Source organism: Streptomyces sp. LaBMicrA B280, assembly GCF_049222185.1.
GTDB lineage: Bacteria > Actinomycetota > Actinomycetes > Streptomycetales > Streptomycetaceae > Streptomyces > Streptomyces murinus.
In genome coordinates this window covers 35,109-53,312 of record NZ_JBMJCT010000010.1, presented here as the reverse complement: position 1 = coordinate 53,312, position 18,204 = coordinate 35,109, and the positions used below count along the sequence as shown (strand labels likewise).

General features: G+C 73.1%; 16 protein-coding genes. 2 read left to right on the top strand and 14 right to left on the bottom strand.

Annotation, left to right across the window (positions count from 1 at the left end; translation table 11 throughout):
• Nucleotides 1–53: 53 nt before the first annotated feature.
• The 7 genes from ACLF5H_RS09730 to ACLF5H_RS09700 all read right to left on the bottom strand — a co-directional run bounded on the left by ACLF5H_RS09730 (nucleotide 54) and on the right by ACLF5H_RS09700 (nucleotide 8,656).
• Entirely contained in the window at nucleotides 54–2,861 is a 2,808-nt protein-coding gene (locus ACLF5H_RS09730) for an ATP-binding protein (RefSeq protein ID WP_421675655.1), read from the bottom strand.
• Between the two features lie 35 nt (nucleotides 2,862–2,896).
• Entirely contained in the window at nucleotides 2,897–3,484 is a 588-nt protein-coding gene (locus tag ACLF5H_RS09725) for a sugar kinase (protein ID WP_421675654.1), read from the bottom strand.
• Nucleotides 3,481–4,626, bottom strand: coding sequence for an ROK family glucokinase (locus ACLF5H_RS09720; RefSeq protein ID WP_085567314.1), 1,146 nt, complete (start codon nucleotides 4,624–4,626; stop codon nucleotides 3,481–3,483). Before ACLF5H_RS09720 ends, ACLF5H_RS09725 begins: the two co-directional genes overlap by 4 nt.
• A 107-nt stretch (nucleotides 4,627–4,733) precedes the next feature.
• Nucleotides 4,734–5,534, bottom strand: coding sequence for an ATP-binding cassette domain-containing protein (locus ACLF5H_RS09715; RefSeq protein ID WP_421675758.1), 801 nt, complete (start codon nucleotides 5,532–5,534; stop codon nucleotides 4,734–4,736).
• Between the two features lie 59 nt (nucleotides 5,535–5,593).
• The gene (locus ACLF5H_RS09710; RefSeq protein ID WP_421675653.1) at nucleotides 5,594–6,670 is read right to left on the bottom strand and encodes an ABC transporter permease; all 1,077 of its coding nucleotides are present in this window, start codon (nucleotides 6,668–6,670) and stop codon (nucleotides 5,594–5,596) included.
• Nucleotides 6,667–7,671 carry a sugar ABC transporter substrate-binding protein gene (locus ACLF5H_RS09705; protein ID WP_421675652.1) on the bottom strand — a complete coding sequence of 335 codons (1,005 nt, stop codon included), beginning with the start codon at nucleotides 7,669–7,671 and terminating at the stop codon, nucleotides 6,667–6,669. Before ACLF5H_RS09705 ends, ACLF5H_RS09710 begins: the two co-directional genes overlap by 4 nt.
• 235 nt (nucleotides 7,672–7,906) lie before the next feature.
• Nucleotides 7,907–8,656, bottom strand: a complete 750-nt coding sequence (locus ACLF5H_RS09700) for a GntR family transcriptional regulator (RefSeq protein ID WP_421675757.1) — start codon at nucleotides 8,654–8,656, stop codon at nucleotides 7,907–7,909.
• Between the two features lie 118 nt (nucleotides 8,657–8,774).
• Here ACLF5H_RS09700 and ACLF5H_RS09695 point away from each other — a divergent pair, with 118 nt between their 5' ends.
• A complete protein-coding gene (locus tag ACLF5H_RS09695) occupies nucleotides 8,775–9,797 on the top strand; it encodes a Gfo/Idh/MocA family protein (protein WP_421675651.1) in 1,023 nt (340 codons plus the stop codon).
• A 12-nt stretch (nucleotides 9,798–9,809) separates the two neighbouring features.
• On the opposite strand, the gene ACLF5H_RS09690 is transcribed toward ACLF5H_RS09695, so the two are convergent.
• The 3 genes from ACLF5H_RS09690 to ACLF5H_RS09680 all read right to left on the bottom strand — a co-directional run bounded on the left by ACLF5H_RS09690 (nucleotide 9,810) and on the right by ACLF5H_RS09680 (nucleotide 12,401).
• Nucleotides 9,810–11,009 (bottom strand): cytochrome P450 family protein, encoded by a 1,200-nt coding sequence (locus tag ACLF5H_RS09690; RefSeq protein WP_421675650.1) that lies wholly within the window; start codon nucleotides 11,007–11,009, stop codon nucleotides 9,810–9,812.
• Nucleotides 11,010–11,254: 245 nt separating this feature from the next.
• On the bottom strand, nucleotides 11,255–11,677 hold the full coding sequence (locus ACLF5H_RS09685; protein ID WP_421675649.1) for a ribonuclease domain-containing protein: 423 nt from the start codon (nucleotides 11,675–11,677) through the stop codon (nucleotides 11,255–11,257).
• 145 nt (nucleotides 11,678–11,822) lie between these two features.
• Complete coding sequence (locus ACLF5H_RS09680; RefSeq protein WP_421675648.1) at nucleotides 11,823–12,401, bottom strand: TetR/AcrR family transcriptional regulator; 579 nt, start codon at nucleotides 12,399–12,401, stop codon at nucleotides 11,823–11,825.
• A 50-nt stretch (nucleotides 12,402–12,451) separates the two neighbouring features.
• Between ACLF5H_RS09680 and ACLF5H_RS09675 the strand changes: the two genes are divergently transcribed.
• Nucleotides 12,452–12,949 carry a GNAT family N-acetyltransferase gene (locus ACLF5H_RS09675; RefSeq protein WP_421675647.1) on the top strand — a complete coding sequence of 166 codons (498 nt, stop codon included), beginning with the start codon at nucleotides 12,452–12,454 and terminating at the stop codon, nucleotides 12,947–12,949.
• A 63-nt stretch (nucleotides 12,950–13,012) separates the two neighbouring features.
• Here the strand turns inward: ACLF5H_RS09675 and ACLF5H_RS09670 are convergent, their stop codons facing one another.
• From ACLF5H_RS09670 to allB, 4 genes are all read right to left on the bottom strand, one after another.
• Entirely contained in the window at nucleotides 13,013–13,825 is an 813-nt protein-coding gene (locus ACLF5H_RS09670; protein ID WP_421675646.1) for an AIM24 family protein, read from the bottom strand.
• Between the two features lie 58 nt (nucleotides 13,826–13,883).
• A complete protein-coding gene (locus ACLF5H_RS09665) occupies nucleotides 13,884–15,206 on the bottom strand; it encodes a globin domain-containing protein (RefSeq protein WP_421675645.1) in 1,323 nt (440 codons plus the stop codon).
• A 404-nt stretch (nucleotides 15,207–15,610) separates the two neighbouring features.
• The gene (gene alc / locus ACLF5H_RS09660; protein WP_421675644.1) at nucleotides 15,611–16,726 is read right to left on the bottom strand and encodes an allantoicase; all 1,116 of its coding nucleotides are present in this window, start codon (nucleotides 16,724–16,726) and stop codon (nucleotides 15,611–15,613) included.
• A gap of 69 nt (nucleotides 16,727–16,795) precedes the next feature.
• On the bottom strand, nucleotides 16,796–18,133 hold the full coding sequence (gene allB / locus ACLF5H_RS09655; protein WP_421675643.1) for an allantoinase AllB: 1,338 nt from the start codon (nucleotides 18,131–18,133) through the stop codon (nucleotides 16,796–16,798).
• Between the last annotated feature and the right edge of the window lie 71 nt (nucleotides 18,134–18,204).

The following is an 18,204-nucleotide window of genomic DNA, read 5'->3' as shown; positions in this document are numbered from 1 at the left end:
ACGCGCCGCCTGCTCGGCCCTTGCATGATCGGAAATCGCGGGAACGGCGCGCATCAGGGAGTCCCTGGTCCAGCTCCCCGGTCGGCGACGGGAACGACTGGGCACCGCGGACGACCGGACGGCGGACCCGGGGCAGGCTGGGGCAGCACCCGGTCGAGCTGGGTGCGGGAGGTGATGCCCAGCTTGGTGAAGACCTTGCTCAGGTGGTACTCGACCGTCCGGGCGCTGATGAACAGCCGGGTGCCGATCTCGGGGTTGGTCAGGCCGTCCCGCGCCAGCTTCGCCACCTGGGTCTCCTGGGCCGTCAGCTCGCCCGCGCGGTCGCCGCCGGGCCGCCGCGGCGTCTGCCCGGTGGCCCACAGCTCACGGCCGGCGCGCTCGGCGAACGCCGCCATGCCCATCGCGTCGAACAGCTCGTGGGCCGCCCGCAGCTGGGTGCGGGCATCGGCGCGTCGGCGTTCCCGGCGCAGCCACTCCCCGTAGAGCAGATGCGCGCGGGCGAGTTCCGCGCGGACCCGGGTCCGGCCCAGCCGGGCGATCGACTCCCGGTACAGGTCATCGGCCCGGCCACCCGAAGCGAGCAGCGCTCCGCACCGCGCCTGGACGCCCAGCGCCCAGTCGGTACCGCTTCCCCGGGTCGTCTCGGCCAGCAGGCGGCAGGCGGTCGTCGCGGCCCGGAGGTCGCCGCTGCGCACCGCGGCCTCGACCGTCTCCGCCAGTGCCCAGTTGCGCAGCCCGAGATCCTCATGCGGGTACGCGACGGCCCGCCGGCCCGCCGCCAGGGCCCGTTGGTAGTGGCCCAGTCCGTTGCCGAGCACCGCCCCGGCCCATTCCGCGACGGTGACCGCCAGCCCTTCGCCGCGCCGCTCGGCGTCCTCGACCGCCGTCTCGATCAGAGCGGACGCCGTCGCCTCGTGGCCGCGGAACGCGGCCGACGCCACGGCGCCGTAGGGCGCCAGGGTGCCGCCGGTGGCGGCGACGGCCGCCCGCAGCTCCTCCACCGCCGAGTCCGCGGCGACCAGTTCCCCCGCGACCAGGAGCTGGATCGAACGGGCGGTCAGGGCGAGGCGGAGCTCGGTCAGCGCACCGTGTCGTCGGCACAGGTCGACGTAACGGCCGATCAGCATCTCCCAGCGGTCGTAGTCCCACACGCCGGAGGCGGCGAAGGCGGTCATCGACAGCCGGCGCGCCTCGCCTTCGAGGGTCCCTCCCGGGTCCCCGAGGCCGCGCAGCGCCGTGATGAACCGCGGCACCGGCAGGCCCGCGCGGGGAAAGCCGGCGGCGAGGGCGTCCAGCAGGCGATCGGCCTCGCCGGAGCCGTCCGGCGCGAGAGCGGCCGATTCCACGGCGTCGGCCACCGACGGGAGGTCGGCACCGGGACCGGCGAAACGACCCACGTACACCGCCGCGCGTATCGCGTCCAGGTACGTCATGCGGGCCAGAGCGGCGTCGACCGGCTCAAGCCGCCGGGCGGCCCGCAGGAGCAGGGGCGGCACCTCGCTGCCCCTGCTCGTGGCGAACGCGAGCCGGGCCCGCACGAGGGCGACCCGCGCCCGCTCGCTCTCACCGAGGGGACCGGCCTCGGCGAGGGCCAGCACCTCCTGCGCCGTGTCGAAGTCGCCCGCCGAGAGCTTGGCCTGGGCAGCGGCCAGCGCCCGCCGGGTCCGGCGCCCGGGGTCGGGTGTCAGCAGCGCCGCTCGCTGGAGGAACGAGATCGGAAGAGCGTCGGACCGCTCCAGGTCCTCGGCGACGGCCTCGTCGGCGTGCTCCGCCGCCTGGGCCCGGTGCCAGGCCCGCCGGTCGGGGTCCGCGGCCGGGTCCGTCACCGCCGCCAGAGCGCCGTGTGCCAGCCGCCGCCGCGCGGCTGTCGCCGTCCGGTAGACGGCCGAACGCACCAGCGGGTGCCGGAACCGTACCCGGGCCCGCAGCTCGATCAGGCCCGCGTCGACCGCCGGCCCGGCGGCCAGGGCGGAGAGTCCGAGCCGTTCCGCGCCACGCCACAGCAGCACCGGATCACCGGTCGGCTCGGCCGCGGCCACCAGCAGCAGGGTCCGGCTGTCCACCGGCAGCGCCTCGATCCGGCGACGGAACATGTCCTCCGCGCTCTTCGGGACGGCCATGGCGGCCACGAGCCCGAATCCCCCCGCAAGGTGCGCGGCCGCCAGATCGCGGGGGATCTCCACCAGTGCCAGCGGGTTGCCGTGGGTCTCGGCGACGATCTGGTCCCGTACCCGCTGATCCACCGTGACGGTCAGTGCCGAGTCCAGCAGCGCGCACGCCTCCTCGGTGCCCAGGCCCTCGACGGTCAGCCGCGGCAGCCGCTGGAGCTCATCGCTCACGGCCCTGGTGCCGAACACCAGGCCCACCGACTCCGCGCCCAGCCTGCGGGCCACGAACCCCAGGGCCTGGGCGGAGGCGCGGTCGAGCCACTGCTCGTCATCGACCAGGCACAGCAGCGGCCGGTCGGCCGCCGCCTCCGCCAGCAGGCTCAGCACTCCGAGGCCGACCAGCAGCTGGTCCGGGACCGGACCGGCGCTCAGCCCGAACGTCGTCCGCAGCGCGGCCGCCTGCGGCGGGGGGATCGCCTCCAGCAGGTCCAGCAGCGGCGCGCACAACTGGTGCAGCCCGGCGAACGCCAGCTCCATCTCCGACTGGACGCCCGACGCCCGCAGCACCCGGCAGTCCGGCACCCGCTCGGCCAGATCCTCCAGCAGCGCCGTCTTGCCGGTGCCCGGCTCCCCGGCCACCACCAGCGCCCTGCTCCCGCCACCGCGCAGGCCGTCGGCCAGCCGTCCGAGCGCCGCACGCTCCGACCCGCGACCGACCAGACCCACCGGGCGCCCGCCCCCCGACACCGACATGCCCGCAGACTAGCCGGACACCTCCCGTACGACGGCTACGGCACCGTCCTCGACACCACGTACACCGTCGGAATGTTCGGGTCGGCCATGTTCACGACCACGTCCTGGGTGGGTGCCGGGTTCTTCTGGGTGTGGGTGAGGCCGTACCAGGAGCCGGAGCCGCCGAAGGTCCAGCCGCTGACCTTGCGGTCGCGGGCGCTGACGGCGATGTCGCCCTTCCTCAGCTCGTCGCGGCGCGCGCCCATGGACTGGAGGAAGGTGTCGAGACCGGCCGGGTTGGTGCGGAACTGCACGTACAGGCGGCTGGTCTTCCAGTTGTTGGTCTCGTACGACGCGATGCGGTCGGCGGGGCGCGGGACGTTCACCTGGTAGAGGCGGCGCTGCACCTTCGACGGCCAGCCCGAGGTGAGGCCGGTCGCGGAGTACTTGTGCTCCTTGTCCTTGCCGCTGTTGCGGCTCTGGTTCGCCGAGATCACCAGATAACCGGCCGGCACCCCGATGAGCAGCACGATGATCAGCAGGGTCAGCGCCCGGCGCCTGGCCTTGTGGCGGGGGTCCTCGCCAGGCCTCCGCGCCGGTTGCGGCGGGGCGGTCTGGCGGGGCAGGGAGGTGGAGGCGGTCATGCGGTGTCCCGTTCGCGGCGGGCCTGGGCGTACCGCTCGTAGCGCTCGTACCGCTCGACCCGGCGGCGCTTGGCGCGCCGGAACCGGCGGGCGACCAGGCGGGCCAGGTCGGCCGCGCCCACCATGCCGGCCTCGGGGCCGAGCTGGGCGCGGGTGATACGGGCCTCGGGGCGGTAGCCGCGGCCGGTGAGATGGCGCTTGAAGGCGTCCCTGGCGGGTCCGATGAGCAGATCGTCGGCGGCCGAGACGCCGCCGCCGATGACGAAGCAGGAGGGGTCGAGGGCGGCGGCCAGGTTGGCGATGCCGACGCCGAGCCACTGGCCGATGTCCTGGAGCAGCTCCACGCACATCGCGTCGCCCTCGCGGGCCAGCTCGGTGATCATCGGCCCGGTGATGTCGCCGATGTTGCCCTTGACGTGTTCGATGATCCCGTAGGCGACCGGCGAATCGGCCTGGGCCAGCTCGCGCGCCTCGCGGACCAGGGCGTTCCCGGAGCTGTACTGCTCCCAGCAGCCGCGGTTGCCGCACGGGCAGCGGTGGCCGCCGGGCACGACCTGCATATGGCCGAACTCGCCCGCGACGCCGAACTTGCCCCGCTTGACCTGGCCGTCCTCCAGGATCGCGCCGCCGATACCGGTACCCAGTGTGATCATCACCAGGTGGTCCTCGCCGCGCCCGGCGCCGAAGCGCCACTCGGCCCAGGCGGCGGTGTTGGCGTCGTTGTCCACGAGCACCGGCACGGAGAGGCGGCCGCTGAGCCGGTCGCGCAGCGGTTCGTTGCGCCAGGACAGGTGGGGGGCGAACAGGACGCGGTTGCGGTCCGCGTCGACCCAGCCCGCGGCGCCGATGCCGACCGCGTGCACGTCGTGCCGGTCGGAGAGGTCCAGGACCAGCTCGACGATGGTGTCCTCGACGACCTTGGGGCTCTTCGACTTGTCCGGGGTCTCCGTGCGGAGCTTCTCCAGGATGTTGCCGTCGGCGTCCACGACGCCCGCCATCACCTTGGTGCCACCGATGTCGATGCCGACGGTGGGGACACGGGGGGCCGTCAGGTGGGACCGGCGCTCCCGGGTGCCGACCGTCCGCAGGACGGGGGCGCGGCGGGAGCCGATGGGGGCCGTGAGGTCGCGATAGGTGCTCATCGTTGGTCGATTGTGCCTCAACGACGGTAAGGGTGCCGTACAGGGCGAGGGCGAGGGGCGGGCGATCCCGGTGGTGTCCCGGTTGACCGCGGCGCCCCTCGGGGCCCTCAGTCGCGCTGGAGTTCGTGGCGCAGGACGTCCAGGTCGGAGCCGCCGGCCATCTGCGCGGTCAGCTCGTCCAGGGTGATCTCGTCCCGTGTGTGATTGCCCACCATCGTGCCGCGGCGCAGCAGCACGAACCGGTCGCCCACCAGGTACGCGTGGTGCGGGTTGTGGGTGATCAGGACGACGCCCAGGCCCTCGTCCCGGGCCGCGGCGACGTACTTGAGGACCACGCCGGACTGCTTGACGCCGAGGGCCGCGGTCGGCTCGTCCAGGACGAGGACCTTGGCGCCGAAGTGGACGGCGCGGGCGATGGCCACGCACTGGCGTTCGCCGCCGGACAGGGTGCCGATGGGCTGGTCGACGTCGCGCAGGTCGATGCCCATGCGCAGCAGCGCCTCGCGGGTGGTGCGGCGCATCAGGGCGGTGTCCAGGCGCTTGAAGGGGCCGGTGCCCCTGCGGGGCTCGGAGCCGAGGAAGAAGTTGCGCCAGACCGGCATCAGGGGCACGACGGCCAGGTCCTGGTAGACCGTGGCGATGCCCCGGTCCAGGGCGTCGCGCGGGGAGGCGAGACGGGTCTCCTCGCCCTCGATGCCCAGGGTGCCGCCGTCGTGCTGGTGCAGTCCGGCGATGATCTTGATCAGGGTGGACTTGCCCGCCCCGTTGTCGCCGAGGACGCAGGTGATCTCGCCCGCGTGCACCTGGAGGGACACGCCGTCCAGGGCGCGTACGTTGCCGTAGTGCTTGCCGACGCCGGACAGCTCGACCAGGGCGGGCGCGGCCGTCGTCGCAGCCGCCGTCGCCATCGCCGTCGGGGTGGTCTCGTCCGTGGTCCCGGCCGTCATGTCGTCCTGCATGTCGTCCGTCATGTCGTCGCCTCCGCGCGCTTGCGGACCCAGGCGTTGAGCAGGGTCGCGAGGAGCAGCATCGCTCCGAGGAAGAACTTGAACCAGTCGGGGTTCCACTCGGCGAAGACGATGCCCTTGCTGGTCATGCCGAAGATCAGGGCGCCCACCGCGGAGCCGACCGCGCTGCCGTAGCCGCCGGTGATCAGGCAGCCGCCGATGACGGCCGCGATGATGTAGATCAGCTCATTGCCGACGCCCTCGCCGGACTGGACGGCGTCGAAGGAGAAGAGCAGGTGCTGGCCGGAGATCCAGGCGCCGAACGCGACGCCCATGTAGAGGCCGATCTTCGTCTTGGCCACCGGCACGCCGACCGCGCGGGCCGCGTCCTCGTGGCCGCCGACCGCGAAGATCCAGTTGCCGACGCGGGTGCGCAGCAGGATCCAGGAGCCGAGGGCGACCAGGGCGAGCCACCACAGGATGGTGATCTTGAAGTCGACGCCGCCGACGGTGACCGTGGAGGCGAAGACGGCGCGGGCGCTGGAGAAGCCCTGCATGTCGGCGATGGTCTTGGTGGAGACCGTGCCGTCGATCAGCTTGGTGAAGCCGAGGTTCATGCCGCACAGCATCAGGAAGGTGCCCAGCGTGATGATGAAGCTGGGCAGCTTGGTGCGGGTGAGCATGAAGCCGTTGAAGGCGCCGATGGCGAGGCTGACCAGCAGGGACACGCCGACGCCGACCCAGGTGTTCGCCGTCATCTGGTAGCTGAACATGGAGGAGATCAGCGCCGAGGACGTCACGAGGACACCGGCCGACAGATCGAACTCGCCGCCGATCATCAGCAGCGCGACCGGTACGGCCATGATCCCGATGGTCGAGGAGGCGTACAGGACGGTGCTGAGGCTGGCGGCGCGCAGGAAGCCGTCGGCGATGAGGGCGAAGAAGACGAAGACGGCGAGGGCGCCGACGACCGAGCCAAGCTCCGGGCGGCCGAGGAGCTTCTTCAGCGGGGAGGTCCGCAGGATCCGCTCGTCGGCCACCGGCGCCCCGGCCTGCTGTTCGACCGCGTTCCGCCCGGTGGTCCGCTCGGCGGTCATCGGGTGCCCCGCTCGGTGTACGCGGCCAGCGTGGCCGCCTGGTCCTTGGTGATGATCTGCGGGCCGGTCAGCACCGGCTTGCCGCCGCCGAGGACGTCGCCGTTGTACTTGTAGGCCCACAGCAGGTCGACCGCCTCGTACCCCTGGAGGTACGGCTGCTGGTCCACCGCGAAGCCCAGGGTGCCGTGCTGGAGCGAAGCCGCGACCTGCGCGTTGAGGTCGAAGGTGTCCACCTCGGCCTTGCTGCCCGCGTCGTTCTTCGCCTTCACGGCGGTGTCGGCGTAGGGCGCGCCGAGGGTGACGACGCTGTCCAGGGACTTGTCGGCCTGGAGCTTGGCCTCGATGGCGGACTGCACGTCGGGCATGTTCGTGCCGTTGACGTAGAGCTTCTGGAGCTTGCCCTTGAAGGTCTTGGCGACGCCGTCGCAGCGCTGCTCGTGGCCCACGTTGCCCTGCTCGTGCAGCACGCACAGGGCCTTCTTCCTGCCCCGCTTGTTCAGCTCGTCGCCGACCGCCTCACCGGCGATGGTCTCGTCCTGGCCGATGTGGGTGAGCGCGCCGAACGCCTTGGACTCCTCCGAGCCGGAGTTGACCGTGATCACCGGGATGCCGGCCTTCTCGGCGCGCTGCACGGCGGCCTTCATGGCGTCCGGCTTCGCCAGGGTGACGATGATGCCGTCGACCTTCTTGTCGACCGCCGCGTCCACCAGCTGCGCCTGCTGCTGGGCGTCGTCGTCGTGCGAGTACAGGAAGTTGATGTTGTCCTTGACGGCGGCCTGCTTGGCGCCGCTCTGCACGATGTCCCAGAAGGTGTCGCCGTCTCCCGAGTGCGTGATCATCGCGAAGGTCCAGCGGGGGGTGTTCACCGCCGCCCTGCCCTGGGCGACGGCGGCCTTGCGGGCGTCCTCGGCCCGCTTCCCGCCGGTGCTGCTGCAGCCCGCCAGGCACACCGAGAGTGCCCCTGCGAGCGCCATGACTGCCCAGGTCCGAAACCGTGCCACGAGGCCGTGCCCTTCTCGCTGTCTCCAGCTGACTCTCAGCTGTCCTTGCTCCGATGTGCGGATGGGGCGGGCGACCTCACCGTCGGTGTGTCCCGGCGGCGACCTCACCAGCCCCAAACACTTCAGTATCGGTCACCGGGGTGGGCGGGCGGACGGCCGGGGAGGAGATTCCGGTCACCTTGTCCGGACAATGCGACGAACGCCGACCGGACGATACGACGAACGATGGGTGCGGTCAGGGCCGTACGAGCAGCTGGAACTCGAAGGCGTAGCGGCTCGGGCGGTAGGTGTGGTCGCCGTACTCGACCGCGCGCCCTGTGTCGTCGTAGGTGGTGCGGCACATGGTGAGCAGCGGGGCGCCGTCGGCCTCGCCGAGCCGCTCGGCCTCCATGGCGGTGGCGCCGCGGGCGCCGATCGACTGGCGGGCGCTGTGCAGGGTGATCCCGGCGGCGCGCAGCAGCCGGTACAGGCCGGTCGCCTCCAGCCGGGCGGTGTCCAGGTCGAGCAGTCCGGGGGGCAGATGGTTGATCAGGTACGCCATCGGCTCGCCGTGCGCGAGCCGGATCCGTTCGACGCGGTGGACCTCGCCGCCCTCGGTGACGCCGAGCGCGGCGGCGATCTCGGCGGTGGCCGGGACGACCGTGTTGACCAGGACCTTCGTCGTGGGGCGCTGGCCCGCCGCCGCCAGGTCGTCGTAGAGGCTGCTCAGCTCCAGCGGGCGCTTGACCCTGCTGTGCACGACCTGGGTGCCGACGCCCCGGCGGCGCACCAGCAGCCCCTTGTCGACCAGGGACTGGATGGCCTGGCGGACGGTGGGCCGGGACAGGCCGAGCCGCGCGGCCAGCTCGATCTCGTTGCCCAGCAGGCTCCCGGGGGTCAGACTTCCGTGCTCGATCGCGGCCTCCAGCTGCTGGGACAGCTGGAAGTACAGCGGCACCGGGGAACCGCGGTCCACGCGGAGTTCGAGCGGGACGGTCGGGTCCACATCTGGTTTCGGCACGGGCCCGAGCGTAGCCGTGTGCGCAGTTGACGGGAAGTCGTGAAGTCCGGTTGTCCTGACATACGAATTGACAGGGGCCGGGAGGCGCCGTCACTTTGTTTCCATGCGCATCGGGGTCATCGGTACGGGCCGCATCGGCACCCTTCACGCGAACACGCTCAGCCGCCATCGCGAGGTCGGCTCGCTGATCCTGACGGACGCCGATCCGGTGCGGGCGCAGCGGCTCGCGCACCGGCTGGGCGAGACGGCGGCGCCGGGGGTGGACGAGATCTTCCGCTGGGGTGTGGACGCGGTGGTGATCACCACGGTGACCGCGGCCCACGCCGAGCTGATCGGCCGGGCGGCGCGCTCGGGCCTGCCGGTCTTCTGCGAGAAGCCGGTCGCCCTGGACCTGCCGGGCACGCTCCAGGCGCTCGCCGAGGTGGCGGCGGCCGGCACGGTGCTCCAGCTGGGCTTCCAGCGCCGCTTCGACGCGGGGTACGCCGGGGCGCGCGCGGCGGTGCGCGCCGGGCGGCTCGGCCGGCTGCACACCGTACGGGCCCTGACCTGCGACCAGTCCCCTCCCCCCGCCGACTGGCTGCGGCCGTCCGGCGGGCTGTTCCGGGACACGCTCATCCATGACTTCGACATCCTGCGCTGGGTGACGGGCCGGGAGGTGAGCGACGTCTACGCGGCCGGTTCGGACGCGGGCCCCGCGATGTTCCGCGAGGCCGGTGACGCCTGTACGGGCGCGGCGCTGCTCACCCTGGACGACGGCACCCTGGCCACCGCGACCGCGACCCGCACCAACGGCGCGGGCTACGACGTCCGCATGGAGCTGGCCGGGGAGCGCGACACGGTGGTGGTCGGCCTGGACGACCGCACCCCGCTCGCCTCCACCGAACCGACCGGACCACCGCCCGCGGACAAGCCCTGGACCGGCTTCCTGGAACGCTTCGCGCCCGCGTACGAGGCCGAGCTGTGCGCCTTCGTGGAGGTGCTGCACGGCACCCGCGCCAACCCCTGCGACGGCCAGGAGGCCCTTGAGGCCCTGCGGATCGCCGAGGCGTGCGAGATCTCGCGGCGGGAGCGGCGGGCGGTGGCGATGACGGAGATTCCGTCGGCCCCGGAGGCCGGGGCCGACTGAGCCCCGGCGGCGCTACCAGCGCACCGGCAGGGTCCGCAGCCCGCGCATCAGCAGGCCCGGCAGCCATTCGTCGCGCGGGCCGTCCAGGGCGAGGCCGGGGGCGCGTTCCAGCAGGGTGGAGACGGCGATGCGGCCCTCCAGCCGGGCCAGGGGCGCGCCCAGGCAGTAGTGGAGGCCGTGCCCGAAGGCGAGGTGGCCGCGGGTGTCGCGGCGGATGTCGAAGCGGTCGGGGGCCGGGAAGCGGGCGCCGTCGCGCTGGGCGGCGGTGAGCCCGATCATCACGTGTTCGCCCTTCTCGACGCGGGCGCCCCCGAGTTCCAGCGGCTCGGCCGCGTACCGGAACGTGGCGTTCTCCACCGGGCCCTCCCAGCGCAGCGTCTCCTCGATCATGCCGTCGATCAGGCTCATGTCGGCGCGCAGGGCCCCGAGTTGGTCGGGGTGGGTGAGCAGGGCGAGGACGCCGTTGCCGATCAGGTTGACCGTGGTCTCATGACCGGCGACGAGCAACAGGAAGGCCATGCCGCGCAGTTCCTCGGGCGAGAGGCGATCGCCGTCCTCGGCGGTGGTGCGGACCAGGTCGCCGAGGAGGTCGCCGGTGACCCCGGAGCGGCGCTTGTCCTCGATCAGTTCGCCGAGGTACTCGCCGAGCCGGGCGGTCGCCGCGCGCTCGGACTCCGGGTCGGTCGGGGCGACCACCTGGGTGGAGATCTCGTGGAACGCGGTGCGGTCCATCTCGGGGACGCCGAGCAGTTCGCAGATGACGGTGAGGGGCAGCGGGTAGGCGAGGGCGGCGATGAGGTCGGCGCGGGCGGCGCGGCCCGCCGACAGCATCTCGTCCAGCAATTCGTCGGTGATCCGCTGGATGCGCGGGCGCAGCCGCTCGATCCGGCGCGCGGTGAAGGCCCGGGTGACGAGGCCGCGCAGCCGGGTGTGCTGGGGCGGGTCGGTGACCAGCAGGTATCTGCCGATCAGATCCTGGTCGAGGTAGGTCACGCCGATCTTCGCGCCGTCCTTGGCGAGCCGGGGGTCGGCGAGGGCGGCGCGCGCCTCCTCGTACCCCACGACGAGCCAGGTCTCGTAGTCCTCGTCCGCATGCGGCACCCGGATCCGGTGCACCGGGCCCCGCTCGCGCAGCATGGCGTACACCGGATGCGGGTCGCGCCGGAACGCGTCCCCGAACTCCCCGAGATCCACTGCCTGTCGCCGGTCCATGACTCCCCTTCCCGACTCCCCCGAGGCCGACCGGGCGCATCCCGGTGCCTAAAGAACGCGCGGGGCGCCAGCCGGGTGCCCGAGCCCGCGGACATTCCGTGCGGGGAGCGGGAGATGGCCGGAAAGGGCATGCCGGGCGCCGGAACATGACTCGCCCCGCGGCCGTCGGGTGGGGGTGGGGCCGCGGGGCGAGGCTCGGTGCGGATCAGCGACTGATCAGCGGTGGTTCAGCGGTTCGGTCCGGTTCAGCAGTCGAAGTCGATCAGGTCGAACGTCTCGTAGTGGTCGGAGGTGTAGTAGTCCTCCTGGCTGCGCTCACCGGTGATGATGCGGCGGGTGCCGCGGGTGGGGGCGCCGGGGGTCACCACGGTGTACTCGTGGTAGTAGCCCGAGGACTGGCTCGGCAGGACGCCCTCGCGGTTGGAGAAGACCGTGCCGTCCTGCGAGTAGGGGTAGGGGCCGCCCTTGGCGATGAGGCCGAGGGTGTCGTCGGCCTGCGGCGGCAGGGCGCTGTGGCAGATGCTGCCGACGGAGGCCGCGGAGACGACGGACGCGGCGGAGGCGACGGACGCGTTCGCCGTGGTGGCGGAGACGGTGCCGCCGGCGAGGAGTGCGGACAGGACTGCGGCTGCGGCGCCGATACGAGCGGCGCGTGGGGGGATTCGCATGACGCCATGATGACGCGCGTAGACAAGGACATGTCAACGACACCACCGTGGAATTCCCCCTCAAGTAACCCTGTTTTTCAACCAGTTCACCTTCCTCCTCGGGACACCCACAGGACGGGCACAGCGTGGTCACCGGAGGCCCGGGTCAGTCCGTCGCGGCCAGCAGGGCGTGCACCGCCGCGCTGGTCCGTTCCAGGTCGCCGGTGGCGAGGAGGTCCAGCAGGGCGCCCCTGAGGGCGGCGAGCACGAGCGTGCGCCGGGCCAGGCCCGCCGGGGTGTCGCGCTCCTCGGGGGGCTGGGCGCCGGCGAGCAGGGCGAGCCAGTCCTCGACCGTGTCGCTCGCGAATCCGGCCCAGGGGCCGTCGGGCTCCACGAGGGAGCGGGCATAGCTCTCGACCCAGAGCGTCAGCAGACCGCGGTGGGCGTCCGCGGACAGCCACCGCCACAGCTCGCGGGCGACCGGCCCGAGCCCCCGCGCCGGATCGCGCGTGGCCGCGAGCCCGCGCAGGGCGGCCAGCTCATCGGCCCTGGCCCGCGCCAGCAGGGCCCGGACCAGGCCGTCCTTGCTGCCGAACAGGTACAGCAGCACCCGCGGGGAGGACTTGATCTCCTCCGCGAGCGGGCGCAGGGACAGATCGGCCAGGCCGCTGCGCAGCGCGTGGGCGTACGCCGCCTCCAGCAGTTCCTGCCGTCGCGGAGAAGGGGTTGCTTCGGATCGGGCCACCCGGGTTAGTGTACTGAAACAGTCGTTTCAGTGAGAGGTGGGTGGTCCTGATGGCGGCGGAACACGAGGTGGTCGTTCGTCCGCTCGGCCGGCCCGGGGACCTGGGCTGGGTGGTGCTGGCGCACGGCGAGCTCTACGAGCGGGAGTTCGGCTGGGACGCGGACTTCGAGGCGCTGGTCGCCCGGATCGTCGCCGACCACACCCGGGTGGCGGGCCCGGGGCCGCGGGCGGCCTGGATCGCCGAGGTCGACGGGGTGCGGGCCGGCTGCGTCTTCTGCGCACCCGGGGACGAGGAGGGCACCGCGAAGCTGCGCCTGCTGCTGGTGGACCCCGCGGCGCGCGGGCTCGGCCTCGGCACCCGCCTGGTCGAGGAATGCCTGCGCTTCGCGCGCGAGGCCGGGTGCGGGGCGATCACGCTGTGGACGAACGACGTACTGAAGACGGCCCGCCGCATCTACGAGGCGCACGGCTTCGAGCTGGTCGCGGCGCAGGCCCATCACAGCTTCGGCCACGACCTCGTCGGCCAGACCTGGCGACGCGCTCTGTGACGCCTCCGCGCACGAGGACGCCCCCGCGCACAAGGACGCCCCCGCGCACGCGGGACCCCGGGCTCACCCCGCGTGCGTGGAGAACAGGCCGCCCGTCGGACCCTGTTTGTCGCCGCCCTGGGCCTTCTTCAGGGCGTTGGCCAGGCTCTCGATGGTCAGGGACTGGAGGATGACACGGCCGTTGCCCTCCAGGGTGGCGAGCGAGAGGCCCTCGCCGCCGAAGACGGCGTTCATGACGCCCTGCCGATTGAGGCCGCCCACGCGCTGGACGCCGTACTGGATGCCCTCCTCGAAGGCGACCACACAGCCGGTGTCCACCTCGATACGGCCGCCGAAGTCGGCCGGGTTCAGGTCGATGAAGTTGCCCGCGCCCGCGATGATCACGGTGCCGTGACCGGTGAACTTCTCCAGGACGAAGCCCTCGCCGCCGCTCATGCCCGTACGGCCGCCCGCGAAGGCGATGCCGAACTGGACCGAGGACTCGGCGGCCACGAAGGCGTCCTTCTCGGCGAACCAGGCGCGGTGGCCGTCGAGTTCCAGCGCGCGCATCTCACCGGGGAGCACCCCCGCGAAGCCGACCGTGCCCTGGCCGCCCTGCGCGGTGAAGTACTGGAAGGCCAGGGACTCACCGGCGAGCATCCGCTGGCCCACCTGCATGGCGGTGCCCATGGCCTGGCGCAGCATGCCGCCCATGCCGCCGCTGCCGCCGCCCTGCTGCCCGCCGCTCCCGGAGGGGCCGGACAGCCGGGTCTCCATGGTCACGTTCGTGGTCTTGAACAGGAACTTCCCGGCCTCGCAGTACACGGTCTGGCCGGGGTCCAGGTTGACGACCGCCATCTGCATGGCGTTGCCGACGATCTCTTGCTGAAGGGTCACGACCACAAGAACGCGCCAGGAGGGGGGAAGAGTTCCTGCACCGCGCGCGTGGCGCGGCTCACCCCCCGGTGATCGCCACCGGCGCCCCGGCCCTGGAGGGGCGCGCGGCCGGGGGCAGGGTGCCGTCGACCGGGTCGTGGTGGACCCGGTCCGGCGGCAGGGACAGCGCGGTCAGTCCGTACACCGTGGCGGTGACCATCATGGGCGGGCCGCTGACGTAGGCGGTGTGGCCGGACCAGTCGCCGCGCCGGGCCACCGCGTCGGCCACCGAGCCGCTCTCGGCGGCGCCGGACTCCTCGCCGATCACCGGGACGACGCGCAGCCAGGGGCAGTTCTTCTCCAGGCGGGCGAGGGCCGCGGTGTCGTACAGCTCGTCCAGGGTGCGCGCGCCGACGAACAGATGGGTGGTGCGGCGCAGGGGGCGCCGGGACAGCTCTTCGAGCAGGGCGCGGGCGGTGGCCCAGCCGGTGCCGCCGGCCACGATCAGGACGTCCCGGGCGGGGTCGTCGTCCAGGACCATGGAGCCCTGGGCGGGGCCGAGGCGGAGCGGGTCACCGGCGCGGGTCCGGGTGACCAGCGCGTCGCTGACGCCGCCGGGCGCGGTGCGGCGGACGTGGAACTCCAGTTCGCCGTCCGGGCGGGGCGCGCAGGCGATCGAGTACGGCCGCCAGGTCAGCGGCAGCAGCGGGGTCTGGATCCGGGTGTACTGCCCGGCCTGGTAGGGGAACGGTTCCGCGGGGCGCACCCGGAGCACCGCGAGGTCGGGGCCGCGCAGCTCGTGGGCGGTCACCGTGCCGTTCCAGTACGGCGGTTCGGCGAGCGCCCCGGCCGCGCCGTCCACCATGGCCGCGACCGCGAAGCGCACCATGCGCAGCCACGCCTGCTCCATCTCCTCGCTCCAGCGCGCGCCCGCGCTGCGCCGCAGGGCCTCGGCGAGCGCCTGCTCGAACACCTCGAAGTGCACGGGCCGGACGCCGAGTTTGCGGTGGTCGCGGCCGAGCCGGGCGCAGAAGTCGGCCACCTCCCCCGGCTGGTCGAGGTGTTCGATCAGATACCAGAAGGCCCGTTCCAGATGGACCCGCTGGAAGTCCATGGAGTCGGGGAAGAGCGAGCGCAGATAGGGGTGGCGCTCGAACATGGCGTCGTAGAGGTGCCCGATGAGCTTGCCGAAGGGGGTGACCAGCGGCAGCTGGCGGGTGATGATCCGCTGGTCGGCCGCGCCGTCGTACGGCTGCCCGTGGGCCCTTCGGGCGGCGGTCCGCCAGGGGCCCGGGTCCGGGCGGGCGGACGGGGACAGGAGCTGCTGGCGCAGGCGCATCGCGTCCCGCCGGGCGAGGAGTGCGTGGTAATCGTCGTGGCCGTCGCTGCTGGTGGTGTTCACGGACTGGCTCTCTCCCTGCGGTTCCTCGCGCGCCGCCCGCCCGTGCCCGGCCCCGTACCCGGCGGTCGTCGGCGCGCCCTCTCGGCGCCGTCTTCGCGTGCACCGCGCGGTGCGCCGGGTCAGGGGCGCCGCGCGACTCCCCCGCGCCGTGGGCGGGTTCACCGCCGGAAGAAGACGAACGGCGGTGGACCCGTGCCCCGCGGCGCCGGAGGTCCGGCCGGAAGACGAGCCAGTATTGCACCGCGGACCCGATGCCGTCCGGCCCCCCGCGATGGGGCCGTTCGGCCCTGTACACCCCCTGCCACCTGCTGATTCGCTGTACGGGCGGCACGCACCGCGGACAGCACGAGGGGCGGGCGCCCGCCTCCCCGCGGAGCCCGCCCCTCGATCCGTGTGACGGTGCCTCAGCCGCCCAGTTCCTGGTGCCGCGCGGCCAGTTGGGCCGCCCCGGTCTTGGTCGGGGCGCCGTACAGGCGCAGCCGGGAGATGCCGCCGTCGGGGTAGATGTCGATGCGCGCGTGGGTGCCGACGGCCGCCTCCGGCAGGACGAACCGGTGGTTGGTGTCGGGCTGCAGGCGGGTGCGGGGCAGGATCTCGCGCCAGTCGCCGTCCTCGCCGTCGCGCACCGAGACCGAGGCCCAGCCCGCGCTGTTGCCCTTGAGGTACGCGGTGTCGATCTCGACGGCGCCGATCCGGGACCGGGTGACGAGCCGGTAGCGGATCCAGTCGTGGCCCCGGTCGCGGCGGCGCCGAGTCTCCCAGCCGTCGTCCATCTTGCGGGAACGGCCGGGCTGGATGGTGTTGGTGGCCGGGGAGTAGAAGCGGTCGGAGGCGTCCTCGACGCTGCCGCCGTTCTCCAGGGCGACCACGTCGAAGGTGCCGAGCGCCGCCAACCACGCGGGATCCGGGGCGACTTCGCCGTAGACGCGCAGCCGGGCGATGCCGCCGTCGGGGTGCTGGTTGACGCGCAGGTGGGTGAAGCGCTGTTCCAGGGAGACTTCGAAGCCGTTCGCGGCGTGGCCGCCGACGGGGGTGCGCGGGACGAGGGTCGTCCACTTCACGTCGTCGCCGAGCAGCTGCGCGGGCGAGGGCGAGCCGGGGACCGAGGCGGCCTCGACGGAGACGGCCTGCGGGTAGTTGCCGCGGAAGTGGGCGGTGTCCACGACGATGCCGCGGATCACCCCGGGGGCGCCGAGGCGGACCAGCGCCCAGTCGTGGTCCTCGGCGGTGGGCCAGGGGTCCTCGGTGGCGGCGCCGCGGCGGCGGCGGGTCTCCCAGCCGTCCATGATCTTGCCCTTGTGCCCGAAGTGCTCGGGGTCGAACTCGGCGCGCTCGGGCACCAGCAGGTTCTCGCGCTGCGCGAAGAACTCGTCGTTGGCGGCGACGACACCGGCGCCGAGGCGGCGGTCGGCGAGGTTGGCGTACTGGGTGAAGGGGAAGTCGGCGGTGCGGTAGTCCGCGTACGGGTCACCGCCTCCGTAGGGGTTCGCGTCGCCGGTAAAACCTGGTGTCGCCGTCACGGTGATCAGTGGTTCCTCTCGGGAGTCGGCCGGATGGGCCCCCGGGATGCCCCGGGGGCGGGGCGTGGCTCAGGGGCGGTCGAGCAGCGTGCCCTTCGGCGGGGTGAACTCGCCGTCGGCGACGATGCGTTCGCCGCGCAGCCAGGTGGACCTGACGACGCCGTGCAGGGTGCGGCCCGCGTACGCGGTGACCCGGTTGCGGTGCTGGAGTCCCGCCGGGTCGACGGTGAAGGTCTCCTCGGGGGCGAGGACCGCGAAGTCGGCGTCGCGGCCGGGGGCGATGGCGCCCTTGCGTGCGTCGAGTCCGACGAGGGCGGCGGTGCGCGCGGACATCCAGCGCACCACGTCCTCCAGGGTGTGGCCGCGCCTGCGGGCCTCGGTCCACACGGCGGAGAGGCTGAGCTGGAGGCCCGAGATGCCGCCCCAGGCGGTGGCGAAGTCGCCGGTCTTGAGGTCGGCCGTGGAGGGCGAGTGGTCGGTGACGACGCAGTCGATGGTGCCGTCGGCGAGCGCCGCCCACAGCAGGTCCTGGTTGGCGGCCTCGCGGATCGGCGGGCAGCACTTGAACTCGCTGGCGCCGTCCGGGACTTCCTCGGCGGTGAGGGTGAGGTAGTGCGGGCAGGTCTCCACGGTGATCCGGACGCCGTCGGCGCGGGCGGCGCGGATCAGCGGCAGCGCGTCGCTGGAGGACAGGTGCAGTATGTGCACCCGGGCGTCCAGGCGGCGGGCGTGGGCGATCAGCGCGGCGATGGCGGTGTCCTCGGCGTCGCGGGGGCGCGAGGCGAGGAAGTCGGCGTAGCGGGGGCCGCCGTGCTGGGGGGCGGCGGCCAGGTGGTGCGGGTCCTCGGCGTGCACGATCAGCAGGCCGCCGAAACCGGCGATCTCCGCGAGGGAGCGGGCGAGTTGCTCCTGGTCGAGGTGCGGGAACTCGTCCACGCCGGACGGGGACAGGAACGCCTTGAAGCCGAACACCCCGGCGTCGTGCAGCGGGCGCAGGTCCGTGACGTTGCCGGGCAGCGCGCCGCCCCAGAAGCCGACGTCGGTGTGCGCCTTGTCCCGGGCGACGTCCCGCTTGATCCGTAGATGCTCGACGGTGGTGGTCGGCGGCAGGGAGTTCAGCGGCATGTCGACGAGGGTGGTGATGCCGCCGGCGGCCGCGGCGCGGGTGGCGGTCCAGAAGCCCTCCCACTCGGTGCGGCCCGGGTCGTTGACGTGCACATGGGTGTCGACCAGACCGGGCAGCAACACGTCGTCGCCGGTGTCCACCAGGCGGGCGCCGGCCGGGACCTCGGTGTCGTACGGCAGTACGGCCGTGATCGTTCCGGCGGACACGGTGACCGCGGCGGCCCGTGTCCCCTCGGGGGTGATGACGCGCCTCGAGCGCAGCACCAGTTCAGCGTCGGACACCCGGACCCCTTTCTGCACCGCGAATCTGTACCGCGAATCTGTACCGCGAACGGGCATATGGCCACGAAACG